Origin of the sequence: Myroides sp. LoEW2-1, assembly GCF_009767705.1 — a bacterium.
Classification (GTDB): Bacteria; Bacteroidota; Bacteroidia; order Flavobacteriales; family Flavobacteriaceae; genus Flavobacterium; species Flavobacterium album_A.
The window spans coordinates 1-17,498 of sequence record NZ_WSPP01000010.1 but is presented as its reverse complement, the minus strand read 5'-3'; the positions used below and the strand labels follow the sequence as shown (position 1 = coordinate 17,498).

14 protein-coding genes are annotated in these 17,498 nt (G+C 35.4%); 9 read left to right on the top strand and 5 right to left on the bottom strand.

What is annotated here, in order from left to right; translation table 11 throughout:
* Positions 1–48 precede the first annotated feature (48 nt).
* Positions 49–408, bottom strand: a complete 360-nt coding sequence (locus tag GOQ24_RS00975) for a DsrE family protein (RefSeq protein ID WP_155092481.1) — start codon at positions 406–408, stop codon at positions 49–51.
* Positions 409–587: 179 nt separating this feature from the next.
* On the opposite strand from GOQ24_RS00975, the gene GOQ24_RS00970 reads away from it, so the two are divergent.
* The 6 genes from GOQ24_RS00970 to trxA all read left to right on the top strand — a co-directional run bounded on the left by GOQ24_RS00970 (position 588) and on the right by trxA (position 4,978).
* Positions 588–1,148 (top strand): YeeE/YedE family protein, encoded by a 561-nt coding sequence (locus GOQ24_RS00970; protein ID WP_155092480.1) that lies wholly within the window; start codon positions 588–590, stop codon positions 1,146–1,148.
* 69 nt (positions 1,149–1,217) lie between these two features.
* On the top strand, positions 1,218–1,631 hold the full coding sequence (locus tag GOQ24_RS00965) for a DUF6691 family protein (protein WP_155092479.1): 414 nt from the start codon (positions 1,218–1,220) through the stop codon (positions 1,629–1,631).
* Positions 1,632–1,719: 88 nt separating this feature from the next.
* Positions 1,720–2,352: a Crp/Fnr family transcriptional regulator gene (locus GOQ24_RS00960; RefSeq protein ID WP_155092478.1), complete on the top strand. Its 633-nt coding sequence runs from the start codon at positions 1,720–1,722 to the stop codon at positions 2,350–2,352.
* Positions 2,353–2,359: 7 nt separating this feature from the next.
* On the top strand, positions 2,360–3,151 hold the full coding sequence (locus GOQ24_RS00955) for a sulfite exporter TauE/SafE family protein (protein ID WP_160338938.1): 792 nt from the start codon (positions 2,360–2,362) through the stop codon (positions 3,149–3,151).
* Positions 3,152–3,224: 73 nt separating this feature from the next.
* Positions 3,225–4,655 (top strand): MBL fold metallo-hydrolase, encoded by a 1,431-nt coding sequence (locus GOQ24_RS00950; RefSeq protein WP_155092476.1) that lies wholly within the window; start codon positions 3,225–3,227, stop codon positions 4,653–4,655.
* Between the two features lie 5 nt (positions 4,656–4,660).
* Positions 4,661–4,978 carry a thioredoxin gene (gene trxA, locus GOQ24_RS00945; protein ID WP_155092475.1) on the top strand — a complete coding sequence of 106 codons (318 nt, stop codon included), beginning with the start codon at positions 4,661–4,663 and terminating at the stop codon, positions 4,976–4,978.
* Positions 4,979–5,020: 42 nt separating this feature from the next.
* Here the strand turns inward: trxA and GOQ24_RS00940 are convergent, their stop codons facing one another.
* Complete coding sequence (locus tag GOQ24_RS00940) at positions 5,021–5,869, bottom strand: hypothetical protein (RefSeq protein ID WP_160338937.1); 849 nt, start codon at positions 5,867–5,869, stop codon at positions 5,021–5,023.
* A 103-nt stretch (positions 5,870–5,972) separates the two neighbouring features.
* Positions 5,973–7,769: a translation elongation factor 4 gene (lepA, locus tag GOQ24_RS00935; RefSeq protein WP_155092472.1), complete on the bottom strand. Its 1,797-nt coding sequence runs from the start codon at positions 7,767–7,769 to the stop codon at positions 5,973–5,975.
* A gap of 290 nt (positions 7,770–8,059) precedes the next feature.
* Here lepA and GOQ24_RS00930 point away from each other — a divergent pair, with 290 nt between their 5' ends.
* Positions 8,060–8,941, top strand: coding sequence for an esterase-like activity of phytase family protein (locus GOQ24_RS00930; RefSeq protein ID WP_160338936.1), 882 nt, complete (start codon positions 8,060–8,062; stop codon positions 8,939–8,941).
* On the opposite strand, the gene GOQ24_RS00925 is transcribed toward GOQ24_RS00930, so the two are convergent.
* Positions 8,924–12,637, bottom strand: coding sequence for a BamA/TamA family outer membrane protein (locus GOQ24_RS00925; protein WP_160338935.1), 3,714 nt, complete (start codon positions 12,635–12,637; stop codon positions 8,924–8,926). The genes GOQ24_RS00930 and GOQ24_RS00925 overlap by 18 nt on opposite strands.
* A gap of 29 nt (positions 12,638–12,666) precedes the next feature.
* Here GOQ24_RS00925 and GOQ24_RS00920 point away from each other — a divergent pair, with 29 nt between their 5' ends.
* Entirely contained in the window at positions 12,667–13,818 is a 1,152-nt protein-coding gene (locus tag GOQ24_RS00920; RefSeq protein WP_155092469.1) for a Pycsar system effector family protein, read from the top strand.
* A 55-nt stretch (positions 13,819–13,873) separates the two neighbouring features.
* Here GOQ24_RS00920 and GOQ24_RS00915 read toward each other — a convergent pair whose 3' ends face one another.
* On the bottom strand, positions 13,874–16,237 hold the full coding sequence (locus GOQ24_RS00915) for a hypothetical protein (RefSeq protein ID WP_160338934.1): 2,364 nt from the start codon (positions 16,235–16,237) through the stop codon (positions 13,874–13,876).
* Positions 16,238–16,395: 158 nt separating this feature from the next.
* On the opposite strand from GOQ24_RS00915, the gene dusB reads away from it, so the two are divergent.
* The gene (gene dusB / locus GOQ24_RS00910; protein WP_155092699.1) at positions 16,396–17,388 is read left to right on the top strand and encodes a tRNA dihydrouridine synthase DusB; all 993 of its coding nucleotides are present in this window, start codon (positions 16,396–16,398) and stop codon (positions 17,386–17,388) included.
* The last annotated feature ends 110 nt before the right edge of the window (positions 17,389–17,498 follow it).

The following is a 17,498-nucleotide window of genomic DNA, read 5'->3' as shown; positions in this document are numbered from 1 at the left end:
TAAATGACAATATTTACATAAAAAGCAAAACTCAACAATAAAATTATATTATAAATTGCATTTTATGTATGCCCACCCTGCTTCTTGTTGTTCGATAATATAGACCACTCCAGAAGGAACATAACCAACATTCTCCATGATATCAGCCTTGTCAATCTGACGAGCATTCATCGTGTTCTCACACGCAAAAAATTTAATTCCCTTAAGCATTAATGCCTTAATAGGCTCCTCGATCATAGACTTACTTTTTCTCACCATACCAATGCCAGGTCCATGCACAACTACGTGAATTTCCACATCATCTCCCCAATGTTTTTTTACATTATTAGTATAAGTAACTAAAGCATTTTGTTCGATAATATTATCTGTGTTCAGTTGAAAAACTACTCTGTGTTTAGCATCTTTCATAATACTACATTTTAAAGTTTTTGATATATTGTTTATGTACCTATAAAACTACAAAAACCACAGCTATCGCCCTAATTAAACTTGAAATACTTTTTTTTGAGTATTGTATCTTAGGTTACATTTAAGTTCACTTATATTAAAGACATTTGCTACAATATTAATTTACTTAATCAAAAATTATGGATTTGATACTACAACCATGGCCTTGGTATATTGGAGGAATATTCATCGCGATAACCCTAATACTATTACTTTTAATGGGGAAAACTTTCGGATTCTCATCCAATTTAAGAACAATGTGCTCAATGATGGGAGCAGGAAAAAGTTGTGATTTTTTCTGTTTTAATTGGAAAGCACAAACGTGGAACTTGTTATTTTTAGTGGGTACTATTTTAGGTGGTTTTATTGCGTATCATTTTTTAAGCATAGACACTGCAGCGGTTCCATTAGGTGAAAATACAATAAGCAAACTAAGTGAACTTGGCATTGAAAGTGCTGGAAAATCATATATCCCTACTGAATTATTTGGAACCGAAGCATTTTCATCAGTGAAATCCATTGTACTATTGCTTATCGCAGGTTTCTTTGTTGGGTTTGGTTCGCGCTACGCAGGTGGCTGTACCTCAGGTCATGCTATTAGTGGTTTGAGCAATCTACAGCTTCCATCTTTAATAGCGGTTATTGGATTCTTCATCGGTGGGCTTATTATGGTTCACATCTTATTCCCTTTTATCTTTTAAGCAAGAGCATTCACTCAAAGGGAATACAAAAAAACAAACAATCACAAATAGTTATATTAACGATACAAGATGAAAAAATTAGCATATTTATTAGTAGGAATGTTATTCGGAATAGGGATGTTTAAATCAGGAGCAGCATCGTGGTTTAGAATCTATGAAATGTTTCAGTTTGACAGCTTCCACATGTATGGGATTATGGGAACAGCCTTAACTATAGCCGTTATTGCAACTCTGATAATCAAAAAGAAAAATATTAAGGATTTTTCTGGAAATAAAATTGAATTTACACCAAAAGAAAAGAGTATCCCTCGATATCTTATTGGCGGTATTTTCTTCGGTTTAGGATGGGCACTTGGAGGCGCATGTCCTGGTCCAATGTTTGCCTTATTAGGTGCAGGTTTCTATCCAATAGCGATAGCGATAATTGGCGCACTTTTAGGTACGTGGTTCTACGGACTAATTAGAAAATGGCTCCCTCATTAATGTGCTATTTGGATTAAAAACTCCAATACTTTTGTTATATTATCTCAATAAAGTAAATTAGGACTTTTAAACCATTTACCACATTTCTATGGAACATGCAATAAGGAACAAATATCGTCACACTTTCGAGGAAAAACTATTAGATGAAATTATTGAAGTTTCAACAATTAAAGATTTTAAAGAAGGTGAAATACTAATGGAAATTGGAGAATACATCAAGAAAATTCCCTTGTTGTTATCTGGCGCTATCAAGATTATTAGAGAAGATCAGAGAGAGGGAGAAATAGTCTTGTACTTTATTGAAGAAGGTGATACTTGTGCCATGACGCTCACTTGCTGTTTAGGTGAAACTAAAAGTCAAGTCAGATCCATTGCTGAAAGAGATGGAAGTGTTGTCTTAGTCCCTGTTGGCAAAATGGATGAGTGGTTGGTCAAATACAAAAGTTGGAGAAACTTCGTATTAAATAGCTACAACAATAGGATGAATGAAATGCTAACAGCTATCGATAGCTTGGCATTTTTGAACATGGAAGAAAGACTGTGTAATTTACTTAGAAACAAAGCTAAGATATACAATAGTCGCTTTATTAATAATACACATCAAGAATTAGCGGACGAACTTAATACTTCAAGAGTTGTCATCTCAAGAATACTAAAAACACTGGAAAACGAGGGTATCATACAACTTAACAGAAAATATATTGAGCTGCTAAAACCTTAATTACAATATGGAAAATTTAGCATTTATAGGCTATGGTCTTGCATTGTTAATAGGAGTCTCACTCGGCTTAATTGGAAGTGGAGGATCTATTTTAACTGTGCCTATACTAGTTTACATTATGAAAGTAGAGCCTTTTGTAGCGACAGCTTATTCTCTATTTATTGTGGGCACTACAGCATTAATCGGAGGAATAAAAAACTACATCGACAAAAAAGTAGATCTTAAAGCTGTTGTTTTATTTGGAATACCTTCTCTTATTGCTGTTTTTATCACCCGCGCTTATTTGCTGCCCTTGATTCCCCCATTTATATCAATAGGAGCATGGAATATAGATAAAAACATGGCTCTAATGGTATTATTCGCCTTAGTCATGTTTACTTCTGCTACAAAAATGATTAAGCCTGCAAAGGCCTCAAAAATACAAAACGACAACCCTCGTGTATTTAACCTTGTCATTCAAGGAATATTGATTGGGCTTTTAGCGGGTACCGTTGGGGCAGGTGGAGGATTCTTAATTATACCGGCTTTAGTCTTATTTACCAATATGCCAATGCGAATGGCCGTAGGAACATCTTTGTGCATTGTCGCCATACAGTCCTTAATTGGCTTTTTAGGCGATCTCTCACATACTTTGATTGATTGGACTTTACTACTGACTTTTAGTGGAATATCAATCATTGGAATCTTTATAGGAATCTACCTTACCCGATTCGTTCCTGACAATAACCTGAAAAAAGGTTTTGGCTATTTTGTCTTGACTATGGCAATTTACATACTTATCAAAGAAGTGTTTTTATAGTTTGTAACCTAAGTTACTGTGTTATTAAAAACAACTTCTTACTTTTACTTAACTTAAAAAAATAAACAACGATATGAAAATAGAACAAATTTATACTGGATGTTTAGCTCAAGGAGCTTACTATATAGAAAGCAATGGAGAAGTTGCAATCATTGACCCTTTAAGAGAAGTACAACCGTACTTAGATAGAGCTGCTAAAGACAACGCTAAAATCAAATACATATTTGAAACGCACTTTCACGCAGACTTTGTAAGTGGACATGTCACCTTAGCAGAAAAAACAAATGCACCTATTGTATATGGGCCGAATGCAAACCCGACATATAAAGCACATATAGCTAAAGATGGGGAAGTATTCAAACTTGGGAATATCACTATTACAGCCCTACATACTCCTGGGCATACAATGGAAAGTACAACGTACTTATTAAAAGATGAAAACGGCAAAGATCACGCAATCTTTAGTGGTGATACCCTATTCTTAGGAGATGTTGGTCGACCTGACTTGGCTCAAAAAGCGGCTAACTTAACACAAGAACAATTAGCAGCTACCTTGTACCATAGCTTGCGCACCAAAATTATGCCGCTTGCTGATGACGTAATCGTTTATCCAGCACACGGAGCAGGTTCTGCTTGTGGTAAAAACTTGAGTAAAGAAACTGTAGGTACATTAGGAGATCAAAAACAAACAAATTATGCTTTACGAGCTGATATGACAGAAGCTGAATTTGTTAAAGAAGTAACGGATGGTTTACTACCACCTCCTGCCTATTTCCCGTTGAATGTTAAATTAAACAAAGAAGGGTATGAGAATGTAGAAACTATAGTTACTAACAACAAAGCCCTTAACTCTAAAGAGTTTCAGGCATTAGCTGATGATTCTGGGGCACTTTTATTAGATGTTAGACCAGCAGCCGAATTTGCTTCAGGCCACATCCCTGGTTCTATCTTCATAGGACTTGATGGTCAGTTTGCTCCTTGGGTAGGTGCTTTAATTACAGATATAAAACAACCTATCATGCTTATAACTCCTGAGGGACGTGAAGAAGAGGCGATCATTAGACTGTCACGTGTAGGTTATGACAACACCCTTGGATACTTAAAAGGAGGATTCAAATCTTGGAAAGAAGACGGACATGAATATGACACTGTACAACAAATCACTGCTGAGGAATTTGCTGAGAAGTTAAATACTGATCCAATTAAAGTTGTTGATGTACGCAAGCCAGGAGAGTACAACTCTGCTCACTTAAATTACAGTGACTTAACACATTCTCCATTAGATTACATCAATGAAAACATTGCTGATTTCCCTACGAATGAGAAGTTTTATATTCACTGTGCTGGAGGATACCGCTCTTTGATAGCAGCCTCTATCCTTAAGGCAAGAGGATACCACAATATGATAGATATAATTGGCGGATTTGGAGCAATCAAGAATACCAACTTATCGCTTATTGAAGGCGGAAGCTGTTCTTCAACTTGTTCAACTACAAATAAATAATCAGAATGAATAATTTTCAAGAACTAATCGAACGCGATCAATTAGTTCTTGTTAACTTTTTTGCTACCTGGTGTGGTCCTTGCAAAATGTTTGCACCAGTATTAGAAGAAGTTAAAAGAACTTTAGAAGATCAAATTACAATTGTCAAAATAGACGTTGATAAAAACCAGTCGATTGTAGCACAATACAGTACCCAATTTCAACTGAGAGGAGTACCTGCAACGATGCTCTTTAGAAAAGGCAAACTATTGTGGAGACAATCAGGCTATATGGATAAACAGACCCTGATGGGATATATCAATCAATACCAAGACAATTATTAAATAAAGAAGGAGATTACACAGTGTAATCTCCTTCTTTATTTATTAACAACTAAAGTCATTTCTACCCTGAGAGGCAAGATATAAGTAATTCTTAGCTCCCTTCGATAAATAGACATCAATAGATTTCTCTTCATAAAAACTTGATGTATCAAATATAAAATCAAGTTTGCCATCTCCATCCATATCTCCTACAAATAAAACTTGTAAAAAAGTCCCATCGAAACTATCTACTTTGAGTATCTCTTGTTTGTCTTTTCCATTGACAGATAAATACAACACATAGTCCGAATAACTTTTATGCATTTGCGGCTCCTCAATGTCATCTGTAGTATATTCATAAAAGTCCGTAAGCTTACCTGTAGATGAAAAGGTATACGTATTTCCTTCGTAAACATATTCTACAACATTCTCAGTCCAGAATGGCAAAGCCCCTTTAGGCAAAGAGATTAACTCTCCCTCTTTAATATCACTATTATCAGGTGAAAAATAAATAAGGGGTTCTTCTTCATCTGGCGAAAAGACTCCCACTTGTAATTCTCCTGTACACTCATTCATCAGGGGATCTGATAGATTATACTCTGCTTTTTGAACGACAAATGCACCATTTACCTCTCTAAACTCCAACCAAGAGTCATTGATAGATTCGTAAATACTCTTTTCTCCCTCCTGATTGTAATACGCAGGAATAATCAAATTGAAATTTACTTTTGATTCTATAGGTAGAACAGTTTTCTCTATTGTGATAAGTTTCTCCTGTTGAACTTCTTGAACTTCCTTTGATTCTTGATTTTCTACTACCTTAACGACTTCAGCCGCCTTTTGTTCCTTACATCCGTAGAAACCTAATAGTAACAATAAAGCAAACAATACTTTACTTAAAATTATCTTCATATATATTTTAAAAATAAACGCCGCAAATGTAATGCAAAAAAAGAGACAATCACTTAAAAAATGATTGTCTCTTAATATTGTCAAATAGAGCAAGTTACCCTAATTAATCGTTCAATTTTAACACTGCCATAAATGCTTCTTGCGGTATCTCAACGTTACCCACTTGTCGCATGCGTTTCTTACCTGCTTTTTGCTTTTCAAGTAATTTACGTTTACGAGAAATATCCCCACCATAACATTTAGCTGTAACGTCTTTACGCAAAGCTTTTACTGTTTCACGAGCAATAACTTTTACACCAATAGCTGCCTGAATAGGAATATCAAATTGTTGACGTGGAATAAGCTCTTTTAACTTCTCACACATTTTCTTTCCAATAGAATAAGCATTATCTGCGTGCATTAGAGCAGACAGCGCATCTACTACATTCGCATTAAGCATCACGTCGACTTTAACTAAATTTGACGTACGCATACCTATAGGAGAATAGTCAAAAGAAGCATACCCTTTAGATACCGTTTTTAATCTGTCGTAGAAGTCAAATACAATCTCTGCCAACGGCATATCAAACATTAACTCCACACGATCTTCAGTTAAGTAAGTTTGATTAGTAATAATTCCACGTTTATCAATACACAAACTCATTACTTGACCAACAAAGTCAGCTTTAGTAATAATAGTTGCTTTAATATATGGCTCTTCAACTCTCTCTAACTTAGAAGGTTCAGGTAGGTCTGACGGGTTATTTACAATAATAGCCGTATCTGGCTCTTTCTTCGTATAGGCTAAATAAGACACGTTAGGTACAGTTGTAATAACCGTCATGTTAAACTCGCGCTCTAAACGCTCCTGAATAATCTCCATGTGCAGCATTCCCAAGAATCCACATCGGAAACCAAATCCTAAAGCAGCTGAACTCTCTGCAGCGAATACTAAAGAAGCATCATTCAGTTGGAGTTTCTCCATAGAGTTACGCAATTCTTCATAATCCTCCGTATCAACAGGGTAAATACCAGCAAATACCATTGGTTTCACGTTCTCAAACCCTTCAATCATATTCTGTGTAGGCACTTTTGCATCAGTAATCGTATCCCCTACTTTTACTTCTCTTGCTTCCTTAATACCAGAGATCAGGTATCCAACGTCACCACTTGAAATTTCTTGTTTAGGCGCTTGAGTCAGTTTTAATGTCCCAATTTCGTCTGCAAAATATTCCTTCCCAGTAGCCATAAATTTAATTCTTTGTCCTTTCGTAATTTTACCGTTTATCACACGGAAAATAACCTCAATACCTCTAAAGGGATTGTAGACAGAATCAAAAATTAACGCTTGTAGTGGTTCCTCTGGGTTCCCCTTAGGAGAAGGTACTCTATTAATAATTGCCTCTAAGATCTTATCAACTCCAAGTCCTGTCTTACCAGATGCAGGGATAATATCTTCATAGTCACAACCTAATAAATCAACGATATCGTCGCTTACTTCTTCAGGATTGGCACTTGGCAAATCAATTTTGTTTAAAACAGGAATGATTGTCAAATCATTTTCTAACGCTAAATAAAGGTTAGAGATAGTCTGTGCTTGAATACTTTGCGCAGCATCAACAATCAAAAGCGCTCCTTCACACGCTGCAATAGACCTAGAAACTTCATAAGAAAAGTCTACGTGCCCTGGAGTATCAATTAGATTTAAAATATATTTCTCTCCATTGTGCATATATTCCATTTGGATAGCATGAGACTTGATAGTAATACCTCTCTCGCGTTCCAAATCCATATTATCCAACAACTGATTCTGTTGCTCTCTAGCTGTTACCGTTTGTGTAGCATCTAATAATCTATCCGCTAACGTACTCTTACCATGGTCAATATGAGCAATGATACAAAAGTTTCTAATGTTCTTCATTCTTCGTAATATCAAAGTTTAATTAGTGATTACATGCCCATTAGAAGTATTGAAACCACTTTCAATAATCATATAATCATTGTTTTAAGGCGTTTATACTCTTTCTATTACAGTACAATAACCCTATATTTTGCAAATATACTTTAAAGTTTGAATTATATATGCTTTTTTTCGTCGACTATCAAATTATTATAAACTATTTCCTTCAAAAAATCACAATATTTTTCAAAACACAGCTTCATTTATCTTTAACTCTTTAGTAACTTTATAGTTTAAAAATAATTATTGCTATGAGAGTATATTCTACCCTGATTTTATTTAGTCTGTTTGCACTGACAAGCTGCGGACAAAAAAAGGATATCACACAAGATTATATCACGCTTCCAAATCAACTAAAAGAAGTTTCTGGTATTCACTATGATGCGGAATCAAAGACTTTCTGGACCCTACAAGATAGCGGAAATAAAAGTGAACTATATCAAATTGACTCATTGGGAAATATCGTTAATACGTTAGAAGTTGCCCAAACGAAGAATATTGATTGGGAAGAATTAACTGCTGATAGGGAAGGAAATCTGTACATTGGCGATTTTGGAAATAACAAAAACCAACGAAAAGATTTGAGAATTATCAAAATCAACAAAGAGGATCTAAGTAAAAAGTCAGCAACACCAGCTGCTATTATCTCATTTGAATACCCAGAACAAACGGCATTCCCCCCTGTTGATACAGAACTATTTTACGATGCAGAGGCTTTCTTTTTTTACAATGATAATTTCTACATTTTCACAAAGAATAGAAGCAAAGCATTTGATGGCACTTCTTTAGTCTATAAAGTACCAAACGTAGCTGGACATCACAAAGCACAATACGTTCAGAAATTTAAAGGCTGTAATATATACAAACAATGTGCTATTACTGGTGCTGCCATTAGCCCAGATGAGAATTCCTTTGTATTATTATCACATTCAAAAGTGTGGATCGTAGATAGCTTTAACCCAAATGCAATTATGGATGGTAAAATTACCACACATAAGCTACACCACGTTTCTCAAAAAGAGGCAATCACATTCAAAGACAACAATACGCTATATCTTGCTGACGAAGTCAAAGATAAAAAAGGCGGTAAAATTTACAAGGTAGATTTGGGTACATTAAAACCCAAACCCTAAACCAAATACAAAGCGACCTCCATCAACACTTCCAAAATAAGAACAGTGGATGGTCGCTTGTTCTACTGCTGTAAACCAAATTCCACCACCATAGGCATTATGCCATTTGTCTGAATTTTCATTTGGTGTCCAAACTCTACCGTAATCAAACCCTCCATATAGGCCAAAAGTCAATGGTAAAAACCCAGCAGTAAATTGAGCAACATTATATCTTAAATCTGTTGTTTGTACAAAAGAAGTCTTTCCTGTAAATCGCTCAGGTCTAAAACCACGCAAGTTTGCATTTCCTCCTATAGTTGATGCATGATAGAAGTCGTAATTATCATTAAATCTCGTTTGATAATTAAAATTTGTAGCGAGTACTAATCGCTCACTCCTATCGATAAAATGCACAAAGTTCATTTGTAAATCCAAATAAGTAAAGTTTTGATCAGTATCTCTTAAATTCAACTTCCAACCTGCCTTTGCATTAAAACCAAAACCAACTGTTGGATTTGCTTTGTAATTATACTGTTCATAGTTAAACTCTCCTTTTACAGTTGCATATTGCTGAAAATCAAACACCTTTTGATTTACAACTTCAGGTGTACTCGTAACAAATCGATTCGCTTTATCCTGCACTTTCAAAGCTTCGTATTCTATATTTGTCTCAAAGCTCCCTCCTTGTTTTCCTTCATATCTATATCCAGGAGATATAGAATAACTTTCGATTCTAACGCGTTTATAGTCCTTTCCAAGTTCATTATCAAAGTAATAAGTCTCGTTGCCTATGCCGTAATAATTAATAGCAAAGTTTGGACTTGTCGCTCTTCCTCCTATTGTAAACATCCAATTGTTCGTTGCATTAGGAAAATAACCTTTATACTCCGCTTCTAATCCCTTTGTATTGAAAGAATAGAAACCCTTCAAAGTATGTTTTGAACTATACGGATCTTGAACAAATTTAGAACGTGTCGAACTATATAAGAATCCCAATTTTACACCATCTTCAGGATTATATCCAATATTAGGCAACAGCATATTGACATTTAAAGGCAAACGCTCATAATTAAAATTATTTAAGTCATAAGAATTACTGATGTATTTGCGAACAGAGCCATTTGGTGAAATGATTTCATTTGTTTTATCTCTATAATCGTAAACGATTACTTTCGATGGATTTGCAACATCAAATTTATCTTGATTCTTGCCTCCGATTAATCTCAAGCGAATAGTCGATTTACTTTCTCCTCTTACATTAAAAACATCCTCATCATTAAGTCCGTACAACCAAATCTCACTTGTTTGAGCAGAAGAATACACATGTTCAAAAACTAACTCATCACTATTCTTTTTAAGGCGATATTGTTTAACGCTGACATCTCCATTTTCTAAACGCTCAATATCGAATCTATCTTTCTTATCTGTACCTGCCAAAACCACATATTGACGCAACTTATCAAAATACTTAGGTAAGTACCCTTTGATGTGATCTCTCCTCCACTTCAAAACAGCAATAATATCCTCAACTTCTTTACCTTGAACTTCTTTAGGCAATGCTGCAAATGCCGTCTCAATAGATTCATCATCTAACTTGCTGACAATATCCTCTGCTTGAGTTAACCAATCATCTAACTCTGTTGACTTTAATAAATATTGATCTAATGGAAATGCAGTTTTATTTAGCCATCTTGGGTTTGCAAAGCTCTTTTGATAATTCTGCATATGTCTTAAAGGAGGTAATTTCTTAATTAACCTCAATAATGCACCATCAATTTTGGCAAAAGCTTGATCCCTATCTCGTGGTATTGGTTTGTATATAACTTTGTCCTCCTCTTTAAACTCTGACCATCTCCATTGATCCCCATGTCTATCCCAATCCCCTATGAGCATATCAAAAATGCGCGCGCGCAGAAAAGCTGTTTGATCTATTTCGTACTTCTCATCTTTGCGCAATTTTGCAATCACATCCGAAGTACTAATAATATTTGCAGCATTCCCAAAACTATCTTCTTCCTCAAAGCCATCTGTAGGCCTTTCTTCAATCATATACAACTCATCCCCATAGTTTGCATTAAACCTTCCCAAGGCAGTTTGTTTAGGGATATAATACAGCTTAGGGTTTGTGTGAAACAATCCTATTTTATCTGACAAATCTCCCAACACAAAAGCAGTATAGGGATGTGATGTCGTGTAAAAGTCATAAATAAAGCGCTCAGCCCAAGTATTGTCAAAAGAGTTCATAACATATTGATCCTTAAAGACAGCTGTTTGCACAAATCTGGCCACACTCTTCTTAATTCCACGCATGACATATTCTTTTCCGTCCTTATCGACCAAACGCAATGACATAGATTGATTACCACCTCCAGAAATAGTAGGTGTTAATCCGCCGTTTATCTTCGTTATATCTGCGATTGGTACTTCTATAGGTGTTCCATAAGTATCCCTATAATGTTCGCCCCATAAAAACTTGTACCAACTTGTTTTCTTTACCCATTCTTGTGGGTAAACACTTGCGAATGTAACTCCTTCCTCTATTTCATTAATAGGGTCAAAGGAAGGATTTTCTATCTCAAGTATTTTCTGACGGTGGATGAGCTCTTCTTTATCTTGGTTTAAAGCCCAAAAAGAGAGCCAAGTAGTTCTATCCTTTAATACTTCTATTTTGGCGTACCCCTTCTTAGTAGATGTGAAGTCATTTACATCAATTGCTCGAGCAGCAGTATTACTATTCGTCATAGCACCACTAATTACTTGCTTTACACCACTACTCTCTATATACTGTAGATTCTTTTCATGACCTGACACAAGGATAACATTCTCATACATCTGTGCCATTGTACGAAGATGCTTACTGAACTCATTGTACTTTTTACTTTGCAAATCCTGCGCGTACACTCCAGACATAGCACGAGTATAGTTAAATAGAGAGCCTATGAGAGGCATCGGAATCTTAGACTCAAAGGGAAACAAATGATCATTAAAAGAAAATTTACCTCCGTGATTTCCATTGCTCACTACGGGATGGTGCATAGCTAAGAGCACTACCCTGTTTTGATTCTTATTAATCTCCCCTCTTAATTCTTCGAAGAAATCCTCTCTTGTCTTTATATCACAATCTTCATTGATATTCGGTTGCTTGTTCCAATCCTCAAGATACCATTGACTATCTACAACAATTAATACAGTCTCATCATTGATCTTTAATCGCTCAAAACCACATACCTTTCGCGGTAAGAGTGCTTTCTTATTTGCCAATTCACTTTCTAAGTAATCACTTATGCGCTTGATACCCTCATATCCAGCCGACCATTCCTTATTTCCATTAATAAACACAGTATTGCCTCCAAATGATTTAGCTAATTGTACCTCATTCTCAAGTTGTTTGAGACTCTTTTGATATTGTTCTTGATGCTTCTTTGACAAGCCGCCACTAACATTATCTCCCAAGAATACAATTGTCTGATTCGCTTTATCCCCTCCACTTAAAAAATAGGGATTGACCTTTTCATTCTCCAAGTAGCCCATATTTCCCAACAGGTAATACGTATGAGATACCTCAACCTGTTCATAAGAGGGAGATATACTCATTCCCTGCATATTGTTTGCACGATCTTTGTAAGAAGCACAACCATAGGACAGCAGAATAATACTAAATATAGATACTAAAGGACTTTTAACAGCGTTTAGTCCTATGTGAGGAATTAATTTCATAATTTAGAGTCAATAAAGTTTTTGAAAAAATGACAATTCTACAAAAGGTTGAAGAACATATCTTTCAGATACACAAAGATACATTATCACATCAATATACGTATCATAATTTTAATCATACTCTACGTGTAGTGAATGGATTAGAAGAAATACTCATCCATCAACCAATGAGTGAAAAAGACACTGAAATTTTGAGATATGCTGCATGGTTTCACGATGTTGGATACATTAATTCACTGGAAGAACACGAAGAACGCGGTGCTCAAATGGCACAGACCTTTTTGTTAGAAAATGGCGTTGATGTCGATGTTGTTTTACAAGTAATGCAATTAATCAGAGCAACAAAACTCGATTATATCCCCGATAATGACCTTGAGTGCATAATAAAAGATGCAGATTTTGCCCACTTCTCAGATGACAACTATGTAGAGGTAAGCAACCTTTTGCGCAAAGAGTTACAGTCTCTTAATCACAAGACGTACACTGATTTAGAATGGCACGAACAAAATAGAGATGTCATGCTGTATAGACATCGATACTATACTGCCTATGCACAACAAAATTGGCAACCCAAAAAGCAAGAAAATTTACTGGCAATTTTAAAGGAGATAGAAAAAATTAAAGAGAAGAAAAAGAAAAAAGAAAAGGTCGAAACCAATAGGACGATTGATACGCTATTTAGAACAACATTGAGAAATCACACTCAGCTAAGTGCCATAGCAGATCGCAAAGCTAATATCCTGCTATCAGTTAACGCCATTATCATTTCGATTTGCCTCTCTACTTTAATACCTAAATTAGATAGTCCAAGTAATGCCCATTTGATATATCCCACGTTTATTTTGATGATATTCAGTGTAGCCACAATCATATTTGCAATCTTATCGACAAGACCAAAAGTAACATCGGGAAAATTTACAAGAGAACAAGTCGAAAATAGAGAGGTCAATCTATTATTCTTTGGTACATTCCACCAGATGCCCTACCAGGAGTACGAAGATACACTAATGAATATCATGAAGGACAAAGGCTACCTTCACCATGCTTTGACAAAAGACCTCTACAGTTTAGGAGCCGTATTAAATAGAAAATATCGCTTTCTAAACATAACATATACGGTTTTCACAGTAGGTATATTAGTCTCTGTAATCTCCTTTGTATATGCCTTTAGAGCAATATAATTCAGATAATAAAAAGCAAAAGGCTGTCGTTTAGATACGATAGCCTTTTGTTTTTCTACAAATAGTGATTTCTCAAAAATAAGTGCATCAGATTCACATAATCTAATGACTCGGTATCAAAATCGAGATTCACGCCGATACGCAGTCCTATCATTCCTGAAACCCCCTGCATATCTTCAATCTCAAATTGTTCAAATTCTGAAGTAAACAAGCCTAACTTCTGACCAAAACTCAAGTAGTTTCTATATTCTTCTAAATCTTTTGAAGACGCAAATGCGATAGTTACTTTTTTGGGTTGTACAATGCGTTCGGTTGTTTCTTTTATGTAAGCTTTATCCAATCGCTTCTTAATAATTTCATATCTTGTATTGTATGATCCATCAATATCAAAGCGCTTTTCATCCATTCTAAACTGAATCCCAAGAGAAGTATCGTAGACAAAAATCAAAACTGTTACATCCATCGGAATTACTTCCTGAATATTATTTCGATAATGCGTACACATAAGTTCTCCCATCACCTGTAACTGCCATAATCGGAGATTCTGCAAATAAGTAAAATCAAAGCTTAACGTTGGACAAATTGATTCCCCAATATAGATATTGTGCTCTATCCCATCCGTTTTGAAACGCTCATAATAATGAGGAAACACATTCTGAACGACCTTTTGACGAGCATCTAAAATATCAGAAAAACACTTGTTCATACGACCTACTTGATGATCAAATATCTTTCGATACTTATAATATATATTAATCTGCAAATCGATGTGATTAAAATATGTTTTCAACAAATCCTCATCAAACAAATGGGCTTCTTTTTTGAGAAATGGATGTAACTCCTCTTTTATATAGGTTTCAATTCGCTGCTCCAAACCAGAAAAAAAGTGAGTTTCCAACTGTCTGATAAAAGCAGTAAGTTTTAAAAAATGCTTCTCTAAAATCAAGGAAGACACCTCTCCTTTTGAATTGCTAAACATCTTTTTCAACAGAGATAATTGTTCCCTAAGATCCTTAACTATCGCTTCATTGCGCAACTGACTCGATCCTTTAATATCAATTTCCCCATACAGAGGATAAACATCCGAAAAAGAAATGGGATTAATATAGTAATCCTTCTCTATGACACTTTCTACATAATTCCTTCTTGCCTCCTCTAAAAATTTCCAATATACACTTGGGTGAATCGTTGTAAACTCTCTCTGTATAATTGCTTCAACGTGATTCAACAAATCAATCTTTACTCGTTCAAATGTCTCAGCAATAATAGGGATCAGCGCATTGAGTTTTTGTGCATTGACGCTGTGAAGCGCACGCTGATCTTCTGATATGATTTCCAAAATACCTTCTATTCCCGTAGAAATAACTACTGGACTAAATAAACAACTCTTTACACCACGGGCTTTCAACTGTTCACACATCAGGCGTTCACTTTCGTTGGCAAGGTGTTCGTCTATATCAGAGATTGAAAAATACTCCAACTTTTCAATAATCTTAGTATAAGCATTCTTTGAAAGGACAATTTCATTAGTTTGCTCATTAATCAAGTAGCTATTAAGCGCCATAATATCCCTTGTTTCTACTTGAATCAACTTGTCAAACTCCAAAGGAGTATAACCAACCTTCAAATTAGGTACTTTAAAAATCGAACTAAATAATTGTCCCAAAGTATTGCCAATCGGCTCACGTTGAAGCTCTGCTTTCAGAAAATTCTCCTTTAACAGGGAAATAGCACTTTCAATAGTAACATCCACTAAACTTATGATACCGAATCCACGAATAATCCAACTCTCTTGAGGAAAATACTTAATCCACAAATCGAGGTCATCGTAATTATCTTGTAGTAATTCAATATCTACTTTGGATAACATCAGGGCTTTCTCCGTTGGGAATACTTCCACGAAATCGGCATTGTACAATACTCTATAGTGATGAATAATACCCTTGCTGTCAGGCAAGTCAATAAAAAGAGGATATGATATATCAAAATCACATTTAAAGTAATAATTCATCACGATACAACAACATGCGATATAATACTGATGTGGACTAAAATTCCTAATCTCAATATCATAATTGCCTCCACTTTCTTCAATAATCTTGTGGAATCGCTTGGTATAATTGAACATCAAACTTTGAAAAGGCATGGAAACAGCCTTAATCTCATTGTCTTGTAATCCGCGCGGAAAAAGAATCTCTAAAAGTTCATTTATCAATTCTTGATTATCCTTAATCACTTGTTCATTAGCTATTATACCCAGAGTAGGTACTTGATCTATTCTTTGAAGTAAATCTTGATAATACCCTTTTTTCAGACCACTTTGCAGCTCGTCACTAACGAAGGCCTTCACTTCGTGAATCAACCTGTGAAAAGAGAACTGTATCTGAAAAGGAGTCTTATCGTAAGATGTTAATTTCATAATATAAAGGCATCGAGAATTAAGCTCTAAAGATACGAAAATAGCAATCGTTTAAGTCTGTATAGTTCATTGAAAGTCAAGTTAAAATTACAATTTGAACACAAAAAAGTAGAAAAACTAAAAATATTGTACTTTTGCATCAAATTTCGAAAACGAATATGATAAAAATAGGCAACATAGAACTCCCTGATCACCCGCTTTTATTGGCACCAATGGAAGATGTAAGTGATCCACCATTCCGCCGCCTGTGCAAAGCACATGGGGCTGATTTGATGTATTCTGAGTTTATATCTTCGGAAGGGTTAATTCGAGATGCGATGAAGAGTAGAATGAAACTGGATATCTTTGACTACGAAAGACCAGTAGGAATCCAAATATTTGGTGGTGATGAAGAGGCTATGGCTGAATCTGCAAGAATTGTAGAGACCGTACAACCAGACTTAGTGGATATCAACTTTGGATGTCCTGTAAAAAAGGTAGTATCAAAAGGAGCTGGAGCTGGTGTACTAAAAGACATTGATCTAATGGTTCGACTAACCAAAGCTGTAGTCAATAGTACACATTTACCAGTGACAGTTAAGACAAGACTGGGCTGGGACGAAGATTCGATTAACATTGACGAAGTAGCAGAGCGACTACAAGATGTAGGGGTACAAGCTTTGACTATTCACGCGCGTACAAGAGCTCAAATGTACAAAGGTCATTCAGACTGGACGCATATTGAGCGCATCAAAAATAATCCTCGTATACAAATTCCAATCTTTGGAAATGGAGATATTGACAGTCCTCAAAAAGCGTTAGAATACAAAGAAACCTTTGGTTTAGATGGAATGATGATAGGAAGAGCAGCCATAGGATATCCCTGGATATTTGATGAGATTAAACACTTCTTCAATACAGGAGAGATTTTAGCGCCACCGACAATAAAAGATCGTTTAGACGCTGCTAAGAACCATTTAATTTGGTCTATGGAATGGAAAGGTGAAAGATTGGGAATTGTTGAAATGAGACGTCATTATACAAACTATTTCAAAGGTATTCACGGTTTTAAACCACACCGTTTAAAATTAGTAACCACAGATGATCCAATCGAATTATTAGCTTTATTTGACAAGATTGCAGAAGAATACAAAGATTACATTATCGAATAAGAAATAAGCTTTCAAAATAAGCTATTAAATAACAGAGGGGGGCTTGAAGCCCCCCTCTGTTATATGTATACTCTATCTATGAAATTAATCAACAACAAATATATCTATAT